Source organism: Streptosporangium subroseum (assembly GCF_900188345.1).
GTDB lineage: Bacteria > Actinomycetota > Actinomycetes > Streptosporangiales > Streptosporangiaceae > Streptosporangium > Streptosporangium subroseum.
On record NZ_FZOD01000046.1, the window covers coordinates 34994 to 54868 of the forward strand.

Annotated in this window: 14 protein-coding genes; 7 read left to right on the plus strand and 7 right to left on the minus strand. The window is 71.7% G+C overall.

Going from position 1 to position 19875, the window contains the following annotated elements; all coding sequences use genetic code 11:
* The first annotated feature begins 22 nt into the window (after nt 1-22).
* On the plus strand, nt 23-1093 hold the full coding sequence (trpD, locus tag CHC08_RS33180) for an anthranilate phosphoribosyltransferase (RefSeq protein WP_089211333.1): 1071 nt from the start codon (nt 23-25) through the stop codon (nt 1091-1093).
* 108 nt (nt 1094-1201) lie between these two features.
* Here trpD and CHC08_RS33185 read toward each other — a convergent pair whose 3' ends face one another.
* From CHC08_RS33185 to CHC08_RS33220, 6 genes are all read right to left on the minus strand, one after another.
* Nucleotides 1202-1789, minus strand: coding sequence for a PadR family transcriptional regulator (locus CHC08_RS33185; RefSeq protein ID WP_245878709.1), 588 nt, complete (start codon nt 1787-1789; stop codon nt 1202-1204).
* 145 nt (nt 1790-1934) lie between these two features.
* Nucleotides 1935-5873, minus strand: a complete 3939-nt coding sequence (locus CHC08_RS50885) for a hypothetical protein (protein ID WP_218825610.1) — start codon at nt 5871-5873, stop codon at nt 1935-1937.
* Between the two features lie 38 nt (nt 5874-5911).
* Nucleotides 5912-6727, minus strand: a complete 816-nt coding sequence (locus CHC08_RS33205) for a carbohydrate ABC transporter permease (protein WP_089211334.1) — start codon at nt 6725-6727, stop codon at nt 5912-5914.
* Nucleotides 6724-7647, minus strand: coding sequence for a carbohydrate ABC transporter permease (locus CHC08_RS33210; RefSeq protein WP_089211366.1), 924 nt, complete (start codon nt 7645-7647; stop codon nt 6724-6726). Before CHC08_RS33210 ends, CHC08_RS33205 begins: the two co-directional genes overlap by 4 nt.
* A gap of 142 nt (nt 7648-7789) precedes the next feature.
* Nucleotides 7790-9100 (minus strand): extracellular solute-binding protein, encoded by a 1311-nt coding sequence (locus tag CHC08_RS33215; RefSeq protein WP_089211335.1) that lies wholly within the window; start codon nt 9098-9100, stop codon nt 7790-7792.
* Complete coding sequence (locus tag CHC08_RS33220; protein WP_089211336.1) at nt 9097-11781, minus strand: alpha-L-rhamnosidase; 2685 nt, start codon at nt 11779-11781, stop codon at nt 9097-9099. Before CHC08_RS33220 ends, CHC08_RS33215 begins: the two co-directional genes overlap by 4 nt.
* Before the next feature lie 146 nt (nt 11782-11927).
* On the opposite strand from CHC08_RS33220, the gene CHC08_RS33225 reads away from it, so the two are divergent.
* The 3 genes from CHC08_RS33225 to CHC08_RS33235 all read left to right on the plus strand — a co-directional run bounded on the left by CHC08_RS33225 (nt 11928) and on the right by CHC08_RS33235 (nt 14952).
* Nucleotides 11928-13406: an FGGY-family carbohydrate kinase gene (locus CHC08_RS33225; RefSeq protein ID WP_089211337.1), complete on the plus strand. Its 1479-nt coding sequence runs from the start codon at nt 11928-11930 to the stop codon at nt 13404-13406.
* Nucleotides 13407-13541: 135 nt separating this feature from the next.
* Nucleotides 13542-14126, plus strand: a complete 585-nt coding sequence (locus tag CHC08_RS33230) for a histidine phosphatase family protein (protein ID WP_089211338.1) — start codon at nt 13542-13544, stop codon at nt 14124-14126.
* 40 nt (nt 14127-14166) lie between these two features.
* Nucleotides 14167-14952, plus strand: coding sequence for a DeoR/GlpR family DNA-binding transcription regulator (locus tag CHC08_RS33235; protein ID WP_089211339.1), 786 nt, complete (start codon nt 14167-14169; stop codon nt 14950-14952).
* 29 nt (nt 14953-14981) lie between these two features.
* Here the strand turns inward: CHC08_RS33235 and CHC08_RS33240 are convergent, their stop codons facing one another.
* Complete coding sequence (locus CHC08_RS33240) at nt 14982-15959, minus strand: helix-turn-helix transcriptional regulator (protein WP_089211340.1); 978 nt, start codon at nt 15957-15959, stop codon at nt 14982-14984.
* A gap of 62 nt (nt 15960-16021) precedes the next feature.
* On the opposite strand from CHC08_RS33240, the gene CHC08_RS33245 reads away from it, so the two are divergent.
* The 3 genes from CHC08_RS33245 to CHC08_RS33255 all read left to right on the plus strand — a co-directional run bounded on the left by CHC08_RS33245 (nt 16022) and on the right by CHC08_RS33255 (nt 19794).
* On the plus strand, nt 16022-17137 hold the full coding sequence (locus tag CHC08_RS33245; RefSeq protein WP_089211341.1) for an epoxide hydrolase family protein: 1116 nt from the start codon (nt 16022-16024) through the stop codon (nt 17135-17137).
* 164 nt (nt 17138-17301) lie between these two features.
* Nucleotides 17302-18342 (plus strand): 2-hydroxyacid dehydrogenase, encoded by a 1041-nt coding sequence (locus CHC08_RS33250; RefSeq protein WP_089211342.1) that lies wholly within the window; start codon nt 17302-17304, stop codon nt 18340-18342.
* 45 nt (nt 18343-18387) lie between these two features.
* The gene (locus CHC08_RS33255) at nt 18388-19794 is read left to right on the plus strand and encodes an FGGY-family carbohydrate kinase (RefSeq protein ID WP_089211343.1); all 1407 of its coding nucleotides are present in this window, start codon (nt 18388-18390) and stop codon (nt 19792-19794) included.
* The last annotated feature ends 81 nt before the right edge of the window (nt 19795-19875 follow it).

Here is a 19875-nt window from a genome sequence, read left to right on the forward strand (position 1 = left end):
CTCGACATCGGAGACGTCAGAGATGACCGAAGCACAATCCCACCCGCCGGCAGATCGTACGACCTGGCCCGCGCTTCTCAACGCGCTCCTCGACGGTGAGCCGCTGCCGGACGCCGCGACCGCGTGGGCGGCGGGCCAGATCAGGACCGGTGCGGCGACCGCCGCGCAGATCGCCGGCTTCGCCGTCGCCCTGCGGGCCAAAGGGGAGACCGTCGCCGAGGTGTCGGGGCTCGCCGAGGGCATGTTCGGCCACGGCATCCAGGTCTCCGGCGACCTGGTCGACCTGGTCGGCACCGGCGGGGACCAGGCCCACACCGTCAACATCTCCACCATGGCCGCCGTCGTCGCGGCGGCCGCCGGAGTGAAGATGGTCAAGCACGGTGGGCGGGCGGCCTCGTCCTCCTCCGGTTCCGCGGACGTTCTGGAGGAGCTGGGAGTGGTGATCACCCTGCCGCCGGAGCAGACCGCGCTGGTCGCCGAGGAGGTCGGCATCACCTTCTGCTTCGCCCCGCTCTTTCATCCGGGTATGAAACACACGGCCGACGCGAGGCGCGAGCTCGGCATTCCGACGGTGTTCAACTTTCTCGGCCCGCTCCTCAATCCCGCCCGGCCCGGGGCGCAGGCGGTCGGCGTCGCCCACCCGCGGATGGCCGCGATCATCGCGGGCGTTCTCGCCGGACGCGGCGGCTCGTCGCTGGTCTTCCGCGGTGACGACGGGCTGGACGAGCTCACCACGTCAGGCCCCTCGACGGTCTGGGTGGTACGGCACGGCACGGTGACCGAGACCCGGTTCGACCCCGCCGAGCTGGGCATCGCCCCCGCCACCCTCAAGGACCTTCGCGGCGAGGACGCCGTCCACAACGCCCGGGTCGCCCGCGCGGTGCTGGCGGGAGAACCGGGACCGGTGCGCGACATCGTGCTGCTCAACGCCGCCGCCGCCGTCGTGGCGGCCGAGGGCGTCCCGGCTCCGGACGCTCTCACCGAGACGATCCGGCAGGCCTGCAAGCGCGCCGCCGAGGCCGTCGACTCCGGCGCGGCCTCGGCACTTCTGGACCGCTGGATCGACGTCAGCCGCTCACTGCGCCCCGCGTGAGCCACCCGATCCCGCGATCGACCAGGACGCGGATGTTCAGACTCTGAAACGGCTCCGGCAGGTCACGGAGGTGGAGCGGTCGCCGGAGCGGCAGCGGGTTTTCCTGGATCACGGCTTGGGGATCGGGGCCGTTCCGGCGGGGCGGTCGTCCTCGTCGGCCATGACGTGGTCGCCGTTCTCCAGCCTTGCGATCAGCCCGCGTGCCCAGTCGGCGCCGCTCGCGGTGGACCACGCCTGCATGCCGAGCAGCTCCCGGATGTGGGACGGCTCTCCCCGCCCGGCGGCTCGGTCCAGGATCTCCGCATGCTCCGCCTCCATCGCGCGGAGCCTCTCCCTGAGCAGGGCGATCGCCTCTTTCCTCGGCAGCGCGGGCAGCAGCGCCAGAGCCGCTCCCAGCGTCTCCGGACGGTGGTCCGGACGGCTGAGGGCGCTGCGGAGGAGGCGCAGGAACTCGGCCGTTCCCTTCGTGGTGATCTTGTAGTCGATGCGTTCCGGCGACTCGTGGATCTCGCCGGCGTCCAGCAGGCCTTCCCTGGCGAGCTGCCTGAGCGACTGGTAGATCGAGCCCGGTTTCAGCCCGGCCCACTTCCCGGCTCCCCATGACTCCAGCTCGGCGTTCACCAGATGGCCGTTCGCCTGCCCGTGTGTGCGCACCACTCCGAGAAGCAGCAGTCGCGTCGCCGACATCGTCGTCATCGCCCACCCATCGCCAAACGTCCGCGTGCGGCACCGGCGAGGTCGCTGAACCAGCCAGCCGTACGTCCTGTCCAGGCTAAACCCGGCCGGGGAGCACTCTCCCTCGCGACGGGGACGCGGCCGCGCTGTCTGCCGCTCCCGCGGTTCAGGTGACCTGGTGTGGGCCGGGGCTCGCGGCGTCCTCCGTTCTCAGGATCACGGGGCCGAACAGGCCCGTCACGCGCTGGCCGGGGAAGATGAAGTGGGTGGGGCTGACCGCGTCGAGGTAGGGGGCCAGCGTGCCCAGCACGAGGATCTCGATCGTGCTCTCCTCCGCGTCCAGGTTCAGGTCGAAGGTGTACGGCCAGCAGACGCGCACCCCCGCCGAACGCCCGTTCACGATCACCTCCGCCGTGCCGCGCACCCGTCCCAGATCGAGCCGCGCCCGCCCGGGGTGCCGGAGAGTGGTCCGGTAGCGGACGCCGCCGCTGTATCCGGCCAGACCCTGCGACTCCCAGTCGCCCAGCCTGATCCGTCCGGGCCCGCAGGCGAACCTGACCGGTCCGGCCAGAGCCGCGCCGTCCTGGAAGCCGGGACGGGTCGTCACCTGGAATTCGGCCCGGCGGGCCGAGCCGTCGAGGACGGCCGGGAGACCGGATTCGACGCCGTCGACGAGGACCCGGACCGGGCCGTGCGCGTCGGCCTCCATCAGCGTCGCGCCCGGCGGGACGTCCACGAGGAACCGCTCGACCCGCTCCGCCGAGTCCGGCACCGCGAAGGTCGCGGGCAGGGCGGTGGCGCGCGCGTCGATCCATCCGGCCTCGGGCAGCGGGTGCGGGCGGGGACGGAGGTGGAGCGCGGCGGGGTCGCCGTGCTGGCGTCGCCGTACGGGAGGACGGCTCGACCAGCCGGGACCGGAGACCACCAGGCCGTCGACGAGCACGGCCCCCTCCGACTCCACCCGGATCGTGTTGGGACCGGGACGAAGCAGGTGCGACACGTTGTAACGGCGTACGCGCGGGATGTCCGCCTCCGCGTACGGGTCGAACCCGCCCTGCCGCCCGGCCTCGGTGCCGTTCACCAGCACCAGGCAGGTCGCGGTGGAGGCGACCTGGAGTGTCCCCTCCTCTGCCTCGACGACCGTCTCCATGTCGGGACCGGTGATCCACTCGGGCCTGCGGGCGGCTCCCGGGTCCGCCGTCAGGGACACGTGCGCCCGCAGCGTGAGGAGGTCCTCGTCGGGGGTGAGCCGGAGTTCCAGCAGGTGCTCGCCGGGGGCGAGCGGGGCCGGGCAGACGGCGAGGTATCCGGAGTCGTCGAGGGGGAGTTCCACCCCGTCCACCCAGACCTCCTTCGCCGTCGCCGCCCCCACGACCAGCCAGGCCTCCGGTGAGCCGGGGACGGTGACGTGGGTGCGGAACCATGCGGCCCGGCCCGCGGGGACGGGGCCGAAGTCGAGGAACTCCTCGGGAACGTGCCCCTTCGGGCCCAGCGTGTCGCGGTGGATCGGGTCCTTGCGCAGGCCGCGCGAGGTCGACCAGACCGCGGGCTGCCAGTCGCCGTCGCCGGTCCGCTGCAGGCCGTGCGGACCGAACGTCACGTGCACGGGGTCGCCGTCCGGCGTCTCCACCTCCCACCGCTCGATGGTGGCGGACGTGCCGAAGTCGCCCCAGGTGTCGTCGAGCGTCGGCACGAGCTCCATGTCCCACTCGTCGCCGAGGTCGATCTCCCGCGCGTACGGCTCGCGCCGCGCTCCGGGGTCTGCCGCTGAACTCAAGGGTTCGGCGCCTCTCCCCGGGTCTGTCCGCTCGGTGGTCGCGTCCCGAGCCGCCTCCTCGGAGAACGTCTCCGGGGAGGCGGAGGGCGTCCCTGGGGCAGAGAGCTCGGAGGATGTTTCGGGGGTGGAGGGCTCGGAGGGCGTCCCGGGGACGGAGGGCTCGGAGGGTGTCCCAGGGATGGAGGGCTCGGAGGGCGTCCCAGGGATGGAGGGCTCGAAGGACGTTCCGGGGACGGGGAGCCCGGGGACCGTCCCCGGGGCGGGGAACAGGAGGAGGGCGGCGGGGCCGTCGTCGAAGGGGACGGTCACCTCGACGACGTCGTCGGCGACGGTGTACGGCAGGGGGCGGGGTTCGCCCCCGAAGGGACTCGCCAGCAGCGGGGCGCCCGTCACGCCGCGGACCCGTACCCGTATCTCCCGCCGGTAGCGGCCGGGGTCGAAGTCGCAGGTCGCGTCCAGCCAGCCCAGCTCGACGCCGCGTTCGTCCGGCTTGCCGACGCTGATCTCGCTCGCCCGCGGGAACGCGGCGGTCAGGAAGACCACGGTCGTGCCGTCCACCTCGCGCACCAGGGGCGGCACGGGAGCCTCGACCCGGGGGACGAACCCCGCCAGGGCCCGCTCCAGATCCGCGGCCGACGCGGCGAAGCGCGCGGTCCCCTCCTCGAAGTGCCTGCGGAGCCGCGGCGAGTCGGGAAGCGCCTCGACGGCGATCAGCCGGCCGCCGGCCGCCGCGAACGCGTCCAGGCGCTCGGCGACGACCTCGTCGAGCACGGTGGCCGCCGGGAGGACGATGACCCCGTACGACTCGGTGGACACCTCAAGCCTGCCGCCCGTGACCACCGCGCGCTGGATCGACTCGTCGTCGATCACGTCGGCGTCCAGGCAGAGCCGGTCGAGCGCCCCGGGAACGGTCTGGAACCACGCCATGTCGCCCACGAGCTCCCGGTAGACCCGCTGCGCCCGCGCAGCGGCGTCCCATGCACCGTCTCCGGTCGCTCGCTCGTTGTCTGCGATGGTGTCCCGCGCGCCGTCTCCGGATCCCGCCTGGGTGGTGGCTCGCTCGTTGTCTGCGGTGGTGTCCCGCGCGCCGTCTCCGGATCCCGACCGTGCCGCGGTGTCCCGGCCGTCGTTTTTGGACGTCCGTACGGCGACGTCCCGCCCGCTGTCTCCGGATCCCGTCTGGGCGGTGGCCGTGGGGAACAGGACCGCGACGTCGCAGAGGTGGCGGCCCAGGGAGAGCACCGCGCACAGGCGGGTGACCGCGTCGGCGAAGACGCGGTGGTGCCGCCAGTACGGCTGGCGCCAGTCGGTCGACGGCGGCGCCCACTCCCACCAGCCGGCCCTCGTCGTGTAGTAGACCGCGTGCGGGTTGTAGAGATTGGCCCCCGCCCGCAGCCAGGGCAGCAGCCAGTCGAACGTCTCCTCCAGCGTGCCGCCCCAGCCGCTGGAGTGGAACGCCTCGATCCACGTGCGCGGCCGGCCGTACAGGTGGGCGAGGGAGGAGTGCACCCGGGCGTCGCCGTGGTGGTCGGAGCCGGGCGCGCTGAACCAGCGGTGCGTGCGCGTGTAGTCGGCGTACAGCTCGACGCCCTCCACGGGGTGTCCCGCGCGGGCCGGGTCCTGCTGGTCGCAGCCGTTCAGCAGGCCGTGCTCGGCGTGCCACTCCGACAGCGGCCGGAAGAACGCCTCCTCGGCGAGTTCGGCCCTGGTCCGCTGGTAGTCGCGCCAGACGGCGGGACCGCCGTCCTGGGAGAACGGGTAGCCGCGCCTGGCGAGGAACTCCTCGGCGAACGTCGCCGACCACGTGGGCATCGACGGCAGCTCGTCCTGGAACGAGCCGACGATCACGCTGCCGAACCGGTGGCCCAGCCGTCGCGCGAACTCGCCGTGCACCCGGTCGAGCAGCACCTCGCACGCCCTGGGGGACAGGTAGTCGAAGCCGCGGGAGGAGATCGAGCCGTCGGCGGCGAGCCACTGCCCGGCGAAGCCCGGGTTCTCCTGCACCAGCCGGGCCTGCAGGTCGGCGCCGGAGAAACCCAGCTGGTCGTAGAACCACAGGCGGGCGCCGATCTCCAGGGCGTCCTCGCAGACCCCGTCCAGCAGCTCCCACCAGTCCTCGGAGAGGAACGGCGGGTCGTCGGCGTCGGCGCCGAACAGCGGGCCGGACGGGGCCAGGTTCAGGATGACCAGGTTGTGCACGCCGCCCGCGACGAGGCGCTCCATCTGCCAGCGCAGCCGGTCCCTGCGCAGCGGCTCACCGCTCCACCACCAGATCGCGGCGGGAGAGTGGCTGCGGGGCGGGTCGCGCAGCACGTCGAACACGTTCATCGAATACCTCCGGCGCGGCGCGGGCCGCGGAAAATGGGTCAGCCCTTCAGGCCGCTGGAGAAGCCCTTGATCACATACTTCTGCAGCACCAGGAAGACGACCACGATCGGCAGCGCGCCCAGCACCAGCCCCGCGAAGACCAGGCCGTAGTCGGAGACGTACTGGCCGACGAAGGCGAAGACGCTCACCGGGATCGTCTCGAACCCGGAACCGCCGAGGTAGAGCAGCGGGGTGAAGAAGTCGTTCCAGATGAACACGGCGTTGAGGATCAGCACCGTGCCGGTGATCGGCCGCAGCAGCGGGAAGACGACCTTGGTGAAGGCCGTCAGGTGCGAGGCGCCGTCGATCTGGGCGGCGCTCGCGTACTCGCGGGGGAGCGCCCGGATGAAACCGGTGTAGAGGAAGATCGTGAACGGCATCTGGACGCCGGTGTAGAAAATGATCATCCCCGCGTGCGTGCCGATCAGGCCCAGGTCGCTGACCAGCTCGTACAGCGGGATCATGCCGAGCTGGAACGGCAGCACGATGCCGAGCAGGAACAGGATGTACAGCCCGTAACCGAGCCGGGTCGCGGTCCGCGCCAGGAAGTAGGCGGCGAACGAGCCCAGCGCGATCAGCGCGATCAGGCTGGCCACCGTGATCAGCGTGCTGTTCATCAGGGACGGGCCGAGCGCCGCCGCCGACCACGCCTCGGTGAAGTTGGCCGTGGTCGGCGGGTTCGGCAGCGAGAGCGGGGTCTGCGAGATCTGGTCGGGGCTCTTCAGCGACAGGGTGACCAGCGCGTAGACGGGGAAGAGGAACGCCACCGCCACCGCGATCATGACGATTTCCAGCAGGAAGGTCCTGGACCTCACTGTGCTACCTCCCGGGAGCGCAGGTAGTAGATCTGCACGAGCGACACCGCCGCCACGAACAAGGCGAGCACGAGCGCGATCGCCGTGCTGTAGCCGAACTTGCCGTAGACGAACGCCTGCTTGTACAGGACGGTCGACAGGGTCTCGGTGGCGTAGCCGGGACCGCCGTTGGTCGCCGCGAACACCTGGTCGAACAGCTTCAGCCCGCCGATCGTGGAGAGCATCAGGTTGATCGTCAGGGCCGGGGCGAGCAGCGGCCAGGTGACGTAGCGGAACCGCTGGAGCGTGCCCGCCCCGTCGATCATCGCGGCCTCGTGCAGCTCCTTCGGGACGCCCTCCAGACCGGCCAGGAAGATGACCATCGAGTAGCCGGCGTACTGCCACACGACCATGCCCGCGATCGACCACAGCGCGACCGACGGGTCGCCCAGCCAGTCGATGTCCAGGCCGAGCAGGCCGTTCAGGCCCGCGGAGGGGTCCGGGGTGTAGACGTACTTCCACAGGAAGGCGACCATGACCGGGCTGACCACGACGGGTGAGAAGAAGATCACCCGCAGCAGCGTCCTGCTCTTCAGCTTGGCGTGCACGCCGAGCGCCAGCAGCAGCCCCACGCCGTTCTGCACGACCAGGATCGCCACGGTCAGCAGGAGCGTGTTCCCGAGGGAGCCCATGACCTGCTCGTCGCCGAGGATCGCCCGGAAGTTCGCCAGGCCGACGAAGGACTTCCCCTCGCCGATCCCGCTCCAGTCGGTGAAGGCGTAGAAGACGCCCACGATGCTCGGGTAGAGCACGACCCCCGCGTAGACCAGCAGGGCGGGGACGGCGAACCACCAGGAGGGGGAGAACGAGGCCGCGCGCCTGGCCCGCCGTGCCCGCACGGCGGGCGGCGTCTCGACCGGCGGCTGGGTGGTCAGGGTCACGGGATCTCCCATCCGCCCGGAACGGCGTGCCGTCTCGCGCGGCCCGGGCCCGTCGCAGGGCCCAGGCTCGGCGCGTGGCCCGGGCCTGTCGCAGGGCCCAAGCCGGCCACGTGGCCCGGACCTGTCACGAAGTGTGGACCGTTCACTTCGCGTACGCCTCGTCCATCTTCTTCAGCGCCTCGTCGATCGTGCTCTTCCCCGACAGCAACTCCTGGACGACCGCGAAGTGGGTCGGCTGCACCTCGGCGTTGGGCCAGCGCTGGTCCATGAACGGCACCGCCCGGTCCTTGGTGAAGGGCAGGAACGACTCCACGGCCGGGTCGATCGTGGAGCTCGCGTCCTGGGTCAGCGGGATCGCGGCGACCGCCTTGGCCCAGGTGTTGATGTTCTCCTGCTTGCCGAGGAAGTCGATGAAGGCCTTGGCCTCCTCGGCGTGCTTGCCCTTGGCGCTCGCGCCGAGCCCCACGACGACGCCCGCGGGGATCCACACGGTGGCGGCGTCGTCGGATCCGGGCAGCGGGAACATCGACAGGTCGTCGGGGCTCGTGGCGGCGTCGCGGAAGGCGGGCAGCACCGCCGACACCTGGATCGCCATCGCGGCCTTGCCGGTCGCGACCATCGAGGTCTGCTGCTCGAAGGTGGTGCCGTTGGGCTTGTCGTTGAAGTAGCCGCGCTTCTGCAGCTCCAGATACATCTCCATGGCGTCGCGCCATCCGGACTGGGCGAAGCTGGTCTGCCCGGCGGACTGCTTGTCGTCGAAGGTCGGGTCCTTCGCGTAGACGGTGGAGGGCACGAGCGCGTAGTTGATGAGCTGGGTGACCCACGGGGTCTGCGCGCCCAGCGCGATCGGGACCTTGCCCGCCTTCTTCAGCTTCTCGCAGACCCCGAGGAACTCGGTCCACGTGGTGGGCGGGGCGTCGATGCCCGCCTCCTGGAAGACCTTCTTGTTGTAGATCGCGCCGATGACCGACGAGCCCGCCGAGTACATGAAGGTCTTGCCGTCCTGCTGGAAGGCCGGCTTGAACCCGGTGGGGATCGTCTGCGTCCAGGCCTGGGCCGACAGGTCCGCGAGCAGCCCGGCCTTGGCGATCTCGGTCATCGACATCGCGCTGCCGCTGCCGGGGTAGACGACGTGCAGGTCGGGGGCGTTGCCCGCGCCGAGCTGGGTGCGCAGCGAGGTCTGCACCTGGTCGGTCGGGGCGTAGGAGGCCGCGATGGACACGCCGGCCTTGGCCTGCTTGTAGGCGGCGAGCAGCGCGTCCATGGGCGCCTTCTGGTCGGCGACGCCCACGAACTTCAGGTCGACCGCCGCGGCGCCGCTCGCGCCGGTGGCGGTGGTGCCGCCCGACTGGGGGTTGGTGGAACACGCGGTGGCTGCGGCTGCCACTGCCAGGCCGCCCATCATGCGGAAGAACTGTGCGCGGCTGATTCTGGCGTCGCGAAGGTCGGTCATGCTTTCTCTCCTCGGACTAGCTCGAAAATGTGGTCCCCCGAGGTCACCCGGCGGATGTCGCCGCCGGGCAGGTGCACCGTCGCCGTGGCGCCGGGTGGGATGTGCGCCTGAAGACGGAAACCTCTGTCGTCGCTTCGCCAGCTCACCGAGATGAGGCCGCGCGCCGACTCGTAGGAGGCGCGGGCGCTGCTCAGCTCGCCGGGGAGGGGCCGGATCACCAGCTCCCGGTAGGCGACGGAGCCGGGTGCCTGATCGATCCCGGCGACGCCGCTGTAGAGCCACTCGCCGATCGATCCGAACGCGTAGTGGTTGAAGGAGTTCATCGAGGCGGCCCCGACTCCGTCCCAGCGCTCCCACACGGTGGTCGCGCCGTGGCGCACCTGGTAGAGCCACGACGGCGGATCGGTCCTGCGGAGCAGGGCGTGTGCGAGGTCGTCGCGGCCGTGCGCGGACAGCACCGGGCAGAGCAGGTTGACGCCGAGGAAACCGGTCAGCGGGCCGGACTCCTCGACCAGCGCGGCCAGCCGCGCGGCGGCGTCGCGGCCCTGCTCGGGGGTGAGCAGGCCGAACGCGAGCGCCAGCAGGTATCCGGTCTGGGTGTCGCCCTCGACCAGGCCGCCGTCGCCGACGAACTCCGCGGTGAACGCCTCACGGATGCGGGCGGCCAGGGCCCCGAGACGCTCCGCCTCGCCGTGCCGGCCGCGCACCCGGGCGGCCTCGGCGGTGAGCGCCGTACTGCGGTGGAAGAACGCGGTGGCCAGCACCTCGCGCGGGGTGGCGGGGCCGGGGGACAGCCAGTCGGCAAAGTGCGGTCCGGTCCGGTGCCGCCAGATCAGGTCGGGGTTGTGCCGCGCGACGAAGTCCACCCACCGGGTCATGGCGTCGACGTCGAGGAATCTCTCGTCGCCGTAGGTCCGGTAGAGGTGCCAGGGAATCAGCGTTCCCGCGTCCGCCCAGCCCGGCGCGCCCTCGTCGGCCACCCCGATGAGCAGCGGGGCGACGTTGGAGAACCCGCCCTCGGGTGACTGGGCGTCGACCACATCCCGCATCCATTTACTGAAAAATCCGGAGACGTCGGCGTTGAAGCAGGCCGTGGGCAGGAACACCTGCGCGTCCGCGAGCCAGCCCAGCCGCTCGTCGCGCTGCGGGCAGTCGGTGGGGACGCTGACGAAGTTGCCGCGCTGGCCCCAGACGATGTTCTCGTACAGCCGGTTGATCTCCGGGTCCGAGCACTCGAACGTGCCGGCCTGCGGGGTGTCGCTGTGCAGGACGACCGCCCGGATGTCGTCGAGCCGGTCGAGTCCGCTCACCTCGGCGTAGCGGAAGCCGTGGTAGGTGAAACGCGGCTCGAACACCTCCTCCGCCCCGCCCGCGGTGATCAGCACGTCGGTCGCGTCGGCGGTGCGCAGGTTCGCGGTGTGCAGGCGGCCGTCGCCGTCGAGCTTCTCGCCATGCCGTACGGTCACCCGCAGCCCCGGCTCCCGGTTCCGTACGGTGAGCCGCACCCGGCCCGCGATGTTCTGCCCGAAGTCGACCAGGTGCACGCCGGGCCGGACCGGGATGGAGGAGACCGGGAGCAGCTCGCCGAGGGCGCGCACCGGCTCGTCGCGGGAGGCGACCAGGAGGGAGTGGTCGTCCCCGGTGACCACGGCGGGGCGCCAGGAGGAGTCGTCGAAGCCGGGCAGGTCCCAGCCGGGGGTCTCGGCGCGGGCGTCGTGGCACTCGCCCTTGAGCAGGTCGCCGTAGCGGATCCTGCCGTGACCGGTGCGCCAGTTCTCGCCGGTGGTGACGATCCGGGTGGAGCCGTCCTCGAAGGTCAGGTGGAGCTCGGCGATGAGCTCGGGGAAGCGGCCGTAGTGGTAACCGGGACGGCGGGGGTCGAACCCGACGAAGCCGCTCCACCAGCCGTCGGCGAGCGTCACGGCCAGCACGTTCTCGCCGTCGAGCAGGAACGGGGTCACGTCGTGGACCTGGTACTGGATCCGCCTGCGGTAGTCGGTCCAGCCCGGGGCGAGCTCGGCGTCGCCGGCCCGGTGGCCGTTGACCCTGGCCTCGTACAGGCCCTTGGCGCTGATGTAGAGCCTGGCGCTCCTCACCCCGGTGCTCGCGAAACCCGTGCGCAGTTGGGGGCAGGGCAGCAGCCCGTGGTGGCTGAGCGCCTGGTCGCCCTCGGTCGGCGGGTCGACGTGTTCGACGGCGTCGGGGTCGTGCGCGATCCAGGACGCCTGCCAGAGGTCCTGGCCGGTCTCGAACCACGACTCCGCGCTGCCGGCGGTGCCGTCCTGCGCCCAGACCGTGACGCGCCAGACATACCTCGTGCGGGGAAGGAGCGGTGGGCCGCCGTAGACCGCGCCGATCGCGGCGGGATCCTCGACCCGGCCACTCGACCAGTCGCCGGCCTCGCCGCTTGACCGGCTGTCGGTCTCCGGTTCACCGGCCTCGCCGTCCGATGAGTCGCCGACCCCCGGGACCTGGCTGTTTGCCGAGCCGCCGGTCTCCGGATCGTCGATCCCGCCGCTCGGCCGGATGCCGACCCGCAGCTCGTAGGCCACCGGATCGTCGCCCGCCTGCGCCGAGGTGAGCCGCCATGACAGCAGCGGCCGGGGCTCGCCGACGCCGAGCGGCGTCCGGCGGTGCTCGCAGCGCAGTCCGTACGGCGTCAGCCTGGCCGCGACCGTCACCTGTCATCCTCCTGCTATCTCTTTGTTAAATCTAACGACTTATGGTGTGATTTTGTGAACGATGGGTGGAGACTATGAGCCACCAGATCTGAGTGTCAAGAGTGACCGCTGCGGGAATCCGTCGTGGTCGGGGCATGAGAGGGCGCATGGGTTCTGAGAACTTCACAGGTGATCCCGCGTGGGCCGGGATGGACATCGGCACCCAGGGGGTGCGGGTGACCGTCGTCGACGGCCGGGGCACGCCGCTGGCGACGGGGTCCGCCCCGCTGGACAGCCTTCGCGGCGAGGGACGTGGGCACGAGCAGAACCCCGAAGACTGGTGGCGGGCCGCGGTCGCGGCGTGCCGGCAGGCCACGGCGGGCCTCGCCCCCGGGCGGATCCGAGCGCTCGCGGTGTGCAGCACCTCCGGCACGATCGTGCTGGCCGACGCCGCGGCCAGGCCCGTCTCGCCCGCCCTCATGTACGACGACGACCGGGGCCGCCCCTACGTGGAGCGGGTGACCGCCGCGGGACGCGAGCTCTGGGACGATCTGAGCGTGCGGATCCAGGCCTCGTGGGCTCTGCCCAAGCTGCTCTGGCTCGCCGAGAACGGCGGGCTGCCCACCGGCGCACGGCTGCTGCACTCGGCCGACTTCGTGACCGCGCGCCTGGCGGGCGAGCTGACCGCGACCGACTCCAGCCACGCGCTGAAGAGCGGTTACGACTCGCTCGGGGAGCGCTGGCCACTGGAGGTGATGTCCAGGCTGGGCCTGCCCTCCGACCTGTTCGGCCCCGTCGTGCGCCCGGGCAGCCCGATCGGCGAGGTGGGGGCGGAGGCCGCCGCCCTCACCGGCCTCCCCGAGGGGTGCGAGATCGTCGCGGGCATGACCGACGGCTGCGCGGGCCAGATCGCCGCCGGTGCGCTGACGCCCGGCAGCGGGGTGTCCGTGCTGGGCACCACGCTGGTGCTCAAGGGGGTGAGCGAGAAGCTCCTGCGCGACCCCAACGGAGCCGTCTACAGCCACCGCCACCCCGACGGCGGCTGGCTGCCCGGCGGCGCGTCGAACGTCGGCGCCGGCGTGCTGGCCTCGGTGTTCCCCGGCCGTGACCTGGCCGCCCTCGACGAGGCCGCCGCGCGGTACGAACCCGCGAGGGCCGTCATCTACCCGCTCACCGCCCGCGGTGAGCGTTTCCCCTTCTACCGGCCGGACGCCGAGCAGGTCGTGGTCGGCGAGATCGGGCCGGAGGCCGAGCACTACGCGGCGCTGCTCCAGGGCGTCGCGTACGGGGAGCGGCTGGGGGTGGCCGCCCTCGCCCTGCTCGGCGCCCCCGTCTCCGAGCCCCTCGCGCTGGTCGGCGGAGCCACGCGCAGTCGCTACTGGTGCCAGCTCCGCGCCGACGTCCTGGGCATGCCGGTCCAGATCCCCCGCTACCCCGAGGCGTCGGTCGGCATGGCCGTGCTCGCGGCCTCGTCCGGGCGCTCGCTCGACGAGACCGCCCGGGAGATGGTGCCCCGCGGCGAGCGGATCGACCCCCGCCCGGACCGCGTGGCACGGTTCGAGCAGAGCTTCCGCCTGCTCGTCGACGCGCTCGTCGAACGGGACTACCTCACCACCGAGCTCGCGGCGAAGGCGGTCGCGTCATGATGATCTTTCTGTTCGCCGAGCGGGACTACCTCACCACCGGACAGGCGGTCGCTTTATGACGATCTTTCTGCTCGCCGGCGCGCTCGCCGAGCGGGATCACCTCACCACCGGACTCGCAGCGAAGGCGGTCGCGTTATGACGATCTTTCTCTCCCGGCACGGACGTACCGAGTGGAGCGTCCAGAAACGCTACGCGGGTGTCACCGACGTCCCCCTCGACGAGGTGGGGCAGGGCCAGGCCCGGCTGCTCGCGAGCTGGGCGCGGGGGGCCAAGCTGGACGGCGTGGTGTCCTCGCCCCTGCTGCGCGCCCGCGACACCGCCACCGGTGCGGCCCGCGCCGCGGAGTTGCCGTTGCGGACCGATCCCCGCCTGCGCGAGCTGGACTTCGGCGTCGCCGAGGGGCTCCGCCGCGCCGAGATGGACCCCGACGTCGTGCGGCGCTTCGAGGCCGATCCCGTCGCGGACTTCCTGCCCGGCGGGGAAGACCCGGTCAAGGCCGTGGAGCGGGTCACCGAGTGCCTGCGGGAGCTCGGTTCACATGGGCGGATCCTCGTGGTCGCGCACAACACGATCCTGCGCCTGGCCCTGTGCGGGCTCCTGGACATCCCGCTGGTCGACTACCGCAGGCGGCTGCCGGTCATCGAGCACGGTTCGGTGACCGAGTTGGTCTTCGGCCCGGGGGGTCCGGCGCTGCGGCGTTTCAACTCTCCGATCCAATAGCGCTACGATGCGCGATCAACACAGTCTTGGAGCTCGCCAGGTGAATTCGCGTCAGCACACGGCCGGCGGCGCCTCCCGGCGTCAGGCGATGGCCGAGCACGTCATGCGCCAGGGTTCGGCCTCGGTCACCGAACTCGCCGAGGCCTTCGCGGTCAGCGTGATGACGGTCCACCGCGATCTGGACGAGCTCGAACGCCAGGGGATGGTACGGAAGTTCCGGGGCGGGGCCACCGCGCAGGCCTCCAACGTCTTCGAGAGCAACATCGTCTACCGGCTCACCGCCAACCAGGAGGAGAAGGAGGCGATCGCGCGGCACGTCGCGCGGCTCGTCGAGCCCGGCAGTTCCATCATGCTCGACGACTCCACGACCGCCCTCGCGGTGGCCAGGCACCTGGGCGACGTCACCCCGCTCACCGTGGTCACGAACTTCCTGGAGGCGATCAAGCTGCTCGCGGCGGCGCCCGGCATCCGGTTGATGGCGCTCGGCGGCGAGTATCACCCCACGCACGACTCCTTCCTCGGCGTCGCCTGCGTGGACGCCGTCGAGGCGATGAGCACCGACGTGGTGATCGTCTCCACCTCCGCGATCTCCGACCGCTACGCCTTCCACCAGGAGCAGGAGATCGTGCTGGTCAAGAGGGCGATGCTCCGCTCCGCGTCCCGCCGCATCCTCGCCATCGACCACTCCAAACTCGACAGGGTGGCGCTGCACCGGGTGGCCCCGCTCGACGACTTCGACCTCATCGTCGTCGACGCGCGCGCTCCCGCCGACGCCGTCCAGCGCCTGCGCGAGAAGCATCGCAACGTCGAGGTCGCCGAGCTCTAGCCCTGTTCTCCGTACGGGCCCCATCGCTTTCACGCCGGCGGGCAGGCGGCGACGGCGCCGGCGTAGCGGGCCGTCAGGGTGCGGAGGTGCTCGACGAGTTCCGGAGGCTCGGTGACCTCGAAGTCGAGGTCGAGCAGGCCCAGGTACACGGCGAGCGTGTTCGGGCTGTCCGCACCGGTGTGCAGCAGGCAGGTCCGCTCGTCCACGGCCTCCACCACGCCGACCGCGGGGTTGATCCGCTCGGTCACGACCTCGGCGGGCGCGTGCACGAGGACCCGCGCGTGGTAGCGCCACGCGGCGGCCGACGCGCCCCGCGCGACGTACGCGGCCGCCCCGCCCTCGGGCGGGTCGCGGGGCGGGAAGCGCGGTCCGTTGGGGGTGCGGGGCTGGACGCGGTCGACCCGGAAGGTGCGCCAGTCGGAGCGGTCGACGTCCCAGGCGACGAGGTACCAGCGGCGACCCCAGGAGACGAGCCGGTACGGTTCGACGGCCCGGACGCTCGTCGACCCGTCGTGTCCGCGATAGTCGAACCGCAGCCGTTCCCGGTCGCGGCAGGCCGCCGCCAGCGCGCTCAGCACGGCCGGTTCGACCACAGGGCCCGGGTGGTCGGGCGGCACCGGCTCGGTGTACGTCTGCAGCGAGTTGACCCGGTGCCGCAGCCGCGACGGCAGCACCTGTTCGAGCTTGGCGAGCGCGCGTACCGAGGTTTCCTCGATGCCCGCGACGGCGCCTCCGGCCGCCGCGGACCGCAGCCCGACCGCCACCGCCACGGCCTCGTCGTCGTCGAGCAGGAGCGGCGGCATGACGGCGCCGGCGCCCAGGCGGTACCCGCCGTCGGTGCCCCGGGTGGCGTTCACCGGATATCCGAGTTCGCGCAGCCGGTCGACGTCACGGCGCACGGTCCGCTCGCTCACGTCCAGCCGCTCCGCGAGGTCGGCGCCGGGCCAGTCGCGTCTGGCCTGCAACAACGACAGCAGGCGCAGCAGGCGCGCCGAGGTCTCCAGCATGTCTTCAGTCTGCCCGGACTTCAGGACAGAGGTTGACCGGAAGGGTCCGTAGTGTTTCCGGCATGAGCACAAACACCGAGATCAAGCCGTTCCGCATCGACGTTCCGCAGGCGGACCTCGACGACCTCCACGACCGGCTCGGCCGCACCCGCTGGCCCGACGAGATCCCGGGTGCCGGCTGGGACTACGGCGTGCCGGTGGAGTACGTGAGGAAGCTGGCCGAGTACTGGCGCGACGGGTACGACTGGCGGGCCTGGGAGGCCACGATCAACCGGCACCCGCAGTTCACCACGGAGATCGACGGGCAGAACATCCACTTCCTGCACATCCGCTCGCCGCACGAGGACGCCCTGCCGCTGATCCTCACGCACGGCTGGCCGGGCTCGATCGTGGAGTACCTGAGGGTCATCGAGCCGCTCACCGACCCGGCCGGCGGGGGGCAGGCCTTTCACGTGGTGATCCCGTCGCTGCCCGGTTTCGGCTTCTCCGGTCCGACCAGGGAGAAGGGCTGGAACCGGTATCGCACCGCCAGGGCGTGGGTGGAGCTGATGCGGCGTCTGGGCTACGAGAAGTACGGCACGGCCGGCAACGACGGCGGCTCGTTCGTCGCGCCGGAGATGGGCCGGATCGACCCCGAGCACGTCGTCGGCGTGCACGTCACGCAGATCTTCTCGTTTCCGTCCGGCGACCCGGCCGAGTTCGAGAAGATCACCCCGGAGGATCAGAAGGCGCTGGAGACGCTGCAGTGGTTCTACGACAACAAGATGTCGTTCAACACGCTGCACTCGCAGCAGCCGCAGACCCTGTCGTACGCGATCTACGACTCGCCGGTCGGGCTGCTCGGGTGGAACGCGCAGCTCTTCGGCGACACCGTCGACGTCGACGACGATTTCATCCTGACCAACACGATGCTCTACTGGCTGACCGGCACCGCCACGTCGGCCACCCGGTTCTACTACGAGGACGCGCGCGCCGCGCATCCCCAGGAGCCCACCACCGTGCCGACCGGCCTGGCGATGTTCGCCGGTGACTTCGTCTCCATGCGGACGTTCGCCGACCGCGATCACACGAACATCGTGCACTGGGAGTCCTACGACCGGGGCGGCCACTATGCCGCGCACATCGTGCCCGACGTGCTCGTCGACGACCTCCGTACGTTCTTCGGCAAACTGCGGTGACCTCCACCGTCACGTTGGCGCCGGCCCTCGGCGGGGTCGGCGCCACCCCTCCCGCCGCGCGGTGAATCGGGGGACGCCCGTAAGGGGCCTGCCTCCGTCAACCGGGTGAGATAATTAACATTAACTATGTTAGCTTTCACATCATTGCGGTAGCGTTTCAGGTCATGCTGAGAGATGTTGTGAACGTGCTGGTCGCCGGAGATTATTTTGTCCGGCCCTCCGCCGTCGCCGAGGGGCTCCACGCCGAGCTGGGCGAGCGCGTCGCGGTGACGTCCCTGACCGGGCCGTGGCCGATGCGGCCTTTCGGCCCGATCGCCGAGGTGCATGAGGCGTCCGGAGACGAGGACGAGCTGATCGCCGCGCTCCGGGACGTCGAGGTCGCGATCACCCAGATGGCGCCGTTCACCTCTCGGGTCCTGGCGAGCGCCCCCGCGCTGAAACTCCTCGTGGTCACCCGGGGCGGGCCCGTCAACGTCAACCTCGCCGAGGCCGCCGCGCGGGGGGTGACGGTGTGCTCCACCCCGGGACGCAACGCGCCCGCCGCGGCGGAGCTGGCCGTGGCGCTGACCCTGGGCGTGCTGCGCCGCCTCAGCGAGGTGCACGCCACGATGCGCGACGGGCAGTGGCGCTCCGACCTCTACGCGTACGACGCCTGCGGCGGTGAGCTCGACGGCGCCGAGGTGGGCATCGTCGGCTTCGGCGCCATCGGCCGCCGGGTCGCCGCCGCCTTCCAGGCGCTCGGCGCCCGCGTCCTCGTGACCGACCCGTTCGCCGGTTCGCTGCCGGAGGGCGTGACCCTGGTGGAGCTGCCCGAGCTGCTCGCGCGCTCCCGGGTGGTGAGCCTGCACGCCCGGCTCACCGCCGAGACGCAGGGCCTGATCGGCGCCGCCGAGCTGGCCCTGATGCCTCGCGGCGCGGTCCTGGTCAACACCGCGCGGGGCGCGCTCGTGGACACGGACGCGCTCACGGCGGCCCTGGAGTCGGGACATCTGGGAGGGGCCGGTCTGGACGTCTACGAGCCGGAGCCGCTGCCCGCGTCCCACCCCCTGAGGTCCGCACCGGGCACCCTCCTCATCCCGCACCTGGCGGGGGCCACCCGGCAGACCGCCGACCGTGCGATCCGGATGGCGGTCGAGGAGGTGGCCCGCTGGTGCCGCGACGAGCCCCTCGCCTACACGGTCGCCGCCCCGTCCCTCACCGGCTGACCACCCCTTTTTGGTTCAGCGGTCCCCTATGAGCAGGAGCTGGAGATGATCGTCGGAGTCGACGCCGGGACGTCCGGAGTCAAGGCGGTGGCGTTCGCGCCGGACGGCGAGGTGATGGCGGTCGAGTCGCGGTCGCTGACGCTCTCCCACCCGGGTCCCGGACAGGTCGAGCAGGACGCGGAGACGGTGGTCGCTGCCGTCGAGGACGTCCTCGGGCGACTCGTGGCCCGGGGCGTCCGGGCGGACGAGGTCCAGGCCACCGGGCTCACCGGCCAGGGAGACGGGCTCTGGCTGCTCGACGGCGAGGGCAGGCCCGCGGGGCCCGCACTGTCCTGGCTGGACGGCCGCGCCACCCCGCTGGTGGACGGATGGATGCGCGACGGCACGTTCGAGGAGCTGTTCCGGCGCACCGGCAACGCCGCCTTCCCCGGTGCGGGCGCACCCCTGCTCGCCCACCTCGACCGCACCGGCCCCGAGACGCTGGATCGGGCGACCACCGCCGCCCGCTGCAAGGACATGATCATGCAGCGGTTCACCGGCGTGCGCGCCACGGACCTGTCCGACGCCTCCAACCTTTTCACCGATCCGCGGACGAGGGTCCGCGACGCCGATCTTCTCCGTCTGTGCGGTCTGGAGCATCGTCAGGGGCTGCTCCCGCCCGTCTCCGCCGAGCTCCCCGCCGGAGAGATCCTGGGGGGCGCCTTCAGGGGCGTCCCTCTCTCCGCGGGGCCGTACGACCTGCCCGCCTGCGCCGCGGGGGCGGGCGTCACCCGGCCCGGCGACGGCCTGCTGATCATCGGGACCACGCTCGCCTGCGAGGTCATCACCGACCGCCTCGACCTGGGCGGAGAGCCCGCCGGCCAGACCCTCTGCCTGCCGGACGGCTGGCTGCGCGCGATGCCCGCCATGACCGGTACGGCGGCGCTCGACTGGTTGCTCGGCCTGGTCGGAGTCAGGCACGACGAGCTCGGCGCGCTCCTCGGGCAGAGCCCGCCCGGGGCGCGGGGCGTGCGCTTCCTGCCGTACCTCTCCCCGTCGGGAGAGCGCGCGCCGTTCGTCGAGCCGAACGCGAGGGGCCGGCTCGACGGACTGGAGCTGGCCGTGACCAGGGCGGACGTCGTCCGTGCCGGATGCGAGGGGCTGGCCTTCGCGGCGAGGCACTGCTTCGAGGCGGCGGGGCTGACCGGGGAGGTGGCCGTCTGCGGCGGCGGCACCGGTTCTGAGGCCTGGCTGCAGATCTTCGCGGACGTGCTGGGGCGCCCGCTCCGGCTGGCCCGCGGACCCGAGGTGGGCGCCATGGGCGCGGCGTTGACGGCGGCCCGCAGGTTCGGGCTTACCGTGGACGAAGCCACCTGGACGGCGGGAACGCGCTGGTACGAGCCCCGTCACGACATGGAGGAGCCCTACCGGCGTTATCTCGACGACGTGCGGGGCCTGAGAAACTCGCTGTGAAATATAAAGCTAAATCTTGTTAAAAACGCATTCCTATTGCTAAAAGTGCGAGCCGATCTTCTTCTTCCCCCATCTTTCCGG

Excerpts from the sequence above, each read along its gene's own strand:
- trpD (WP_089211333.1), top strand. The coding sequence starts at position 23 with ATGACCGAAGCACAATCCCACCCGCCGGCAGATCGTACGACCTGGCCC.
- CHC08_RS33185 (WP_245878709.1), bottom strand. The coding sequence starts at position 1,789 with ATGACGACGATGTCGGCGACGCGACTGCTGCTTCTCGGAGTGGTGCGC.
- CHC08_RS50885 (WP_218825610.1), bottom strand. The coding sequence starts at position 5,873 with ATGAACGTGTTCGACGTGCTGCGCGACCCGCCCCGCAGCCACTCTCCC.
- CHC08_RS33215 (WP_089211335.1), bottom strand. The coding sequence starts at position 9,100 with ATGACCGACCTTCGCGACGCCAGAATCAGCCGCGCACAGTTCTTCCGC.
- CHC08_RS33225 (WP_089211337.1), top strand. The coding sequence starts at position 11,928 with ATGGGTTCTGAGAACTTCACAGGTGATCCCGCGTGGGCCGGGATGGAC.
- CHC08_RS33230 (WP_089211338.1), top strand. The coding sequence starts at position 13,542 with ATGACGATCTTTCTCTCCCGGCACGGACGTACCGAGTGGAGCGTCCAG.
- CHC08_RS33240 (WP_089211340.1), bottom strand. The coding sequence starts at position 15,959 with ATGCTGGAGACCTCGGCGCGCCTGCTGCGCCTGCTGTCGTTGTTGCAG.
- CHC08_RS33245 (WP_089211341.1), top strand. The coding sequence starts at position 16,022 with ATGAGCACAAACACCGAGATCAAGCCGTTCCGCATCGACGTTCCGCAG.
- CHC08_RS33250 (WP_089211342.1), top strand. The coding sequence starts at position 17,302 with ATGCTGAGAGATGTTGTGAACGTGCTGGTCGCCGGAGATTATTTTGTC.
- CHC08_RS33255 (WP_089211343.1), top strand. The coding sequence starts at position 18,388 with ATGATCGTCGGAGTCGACGCCGGGACGTCCGGAGTCAAGGCGGTGGCG.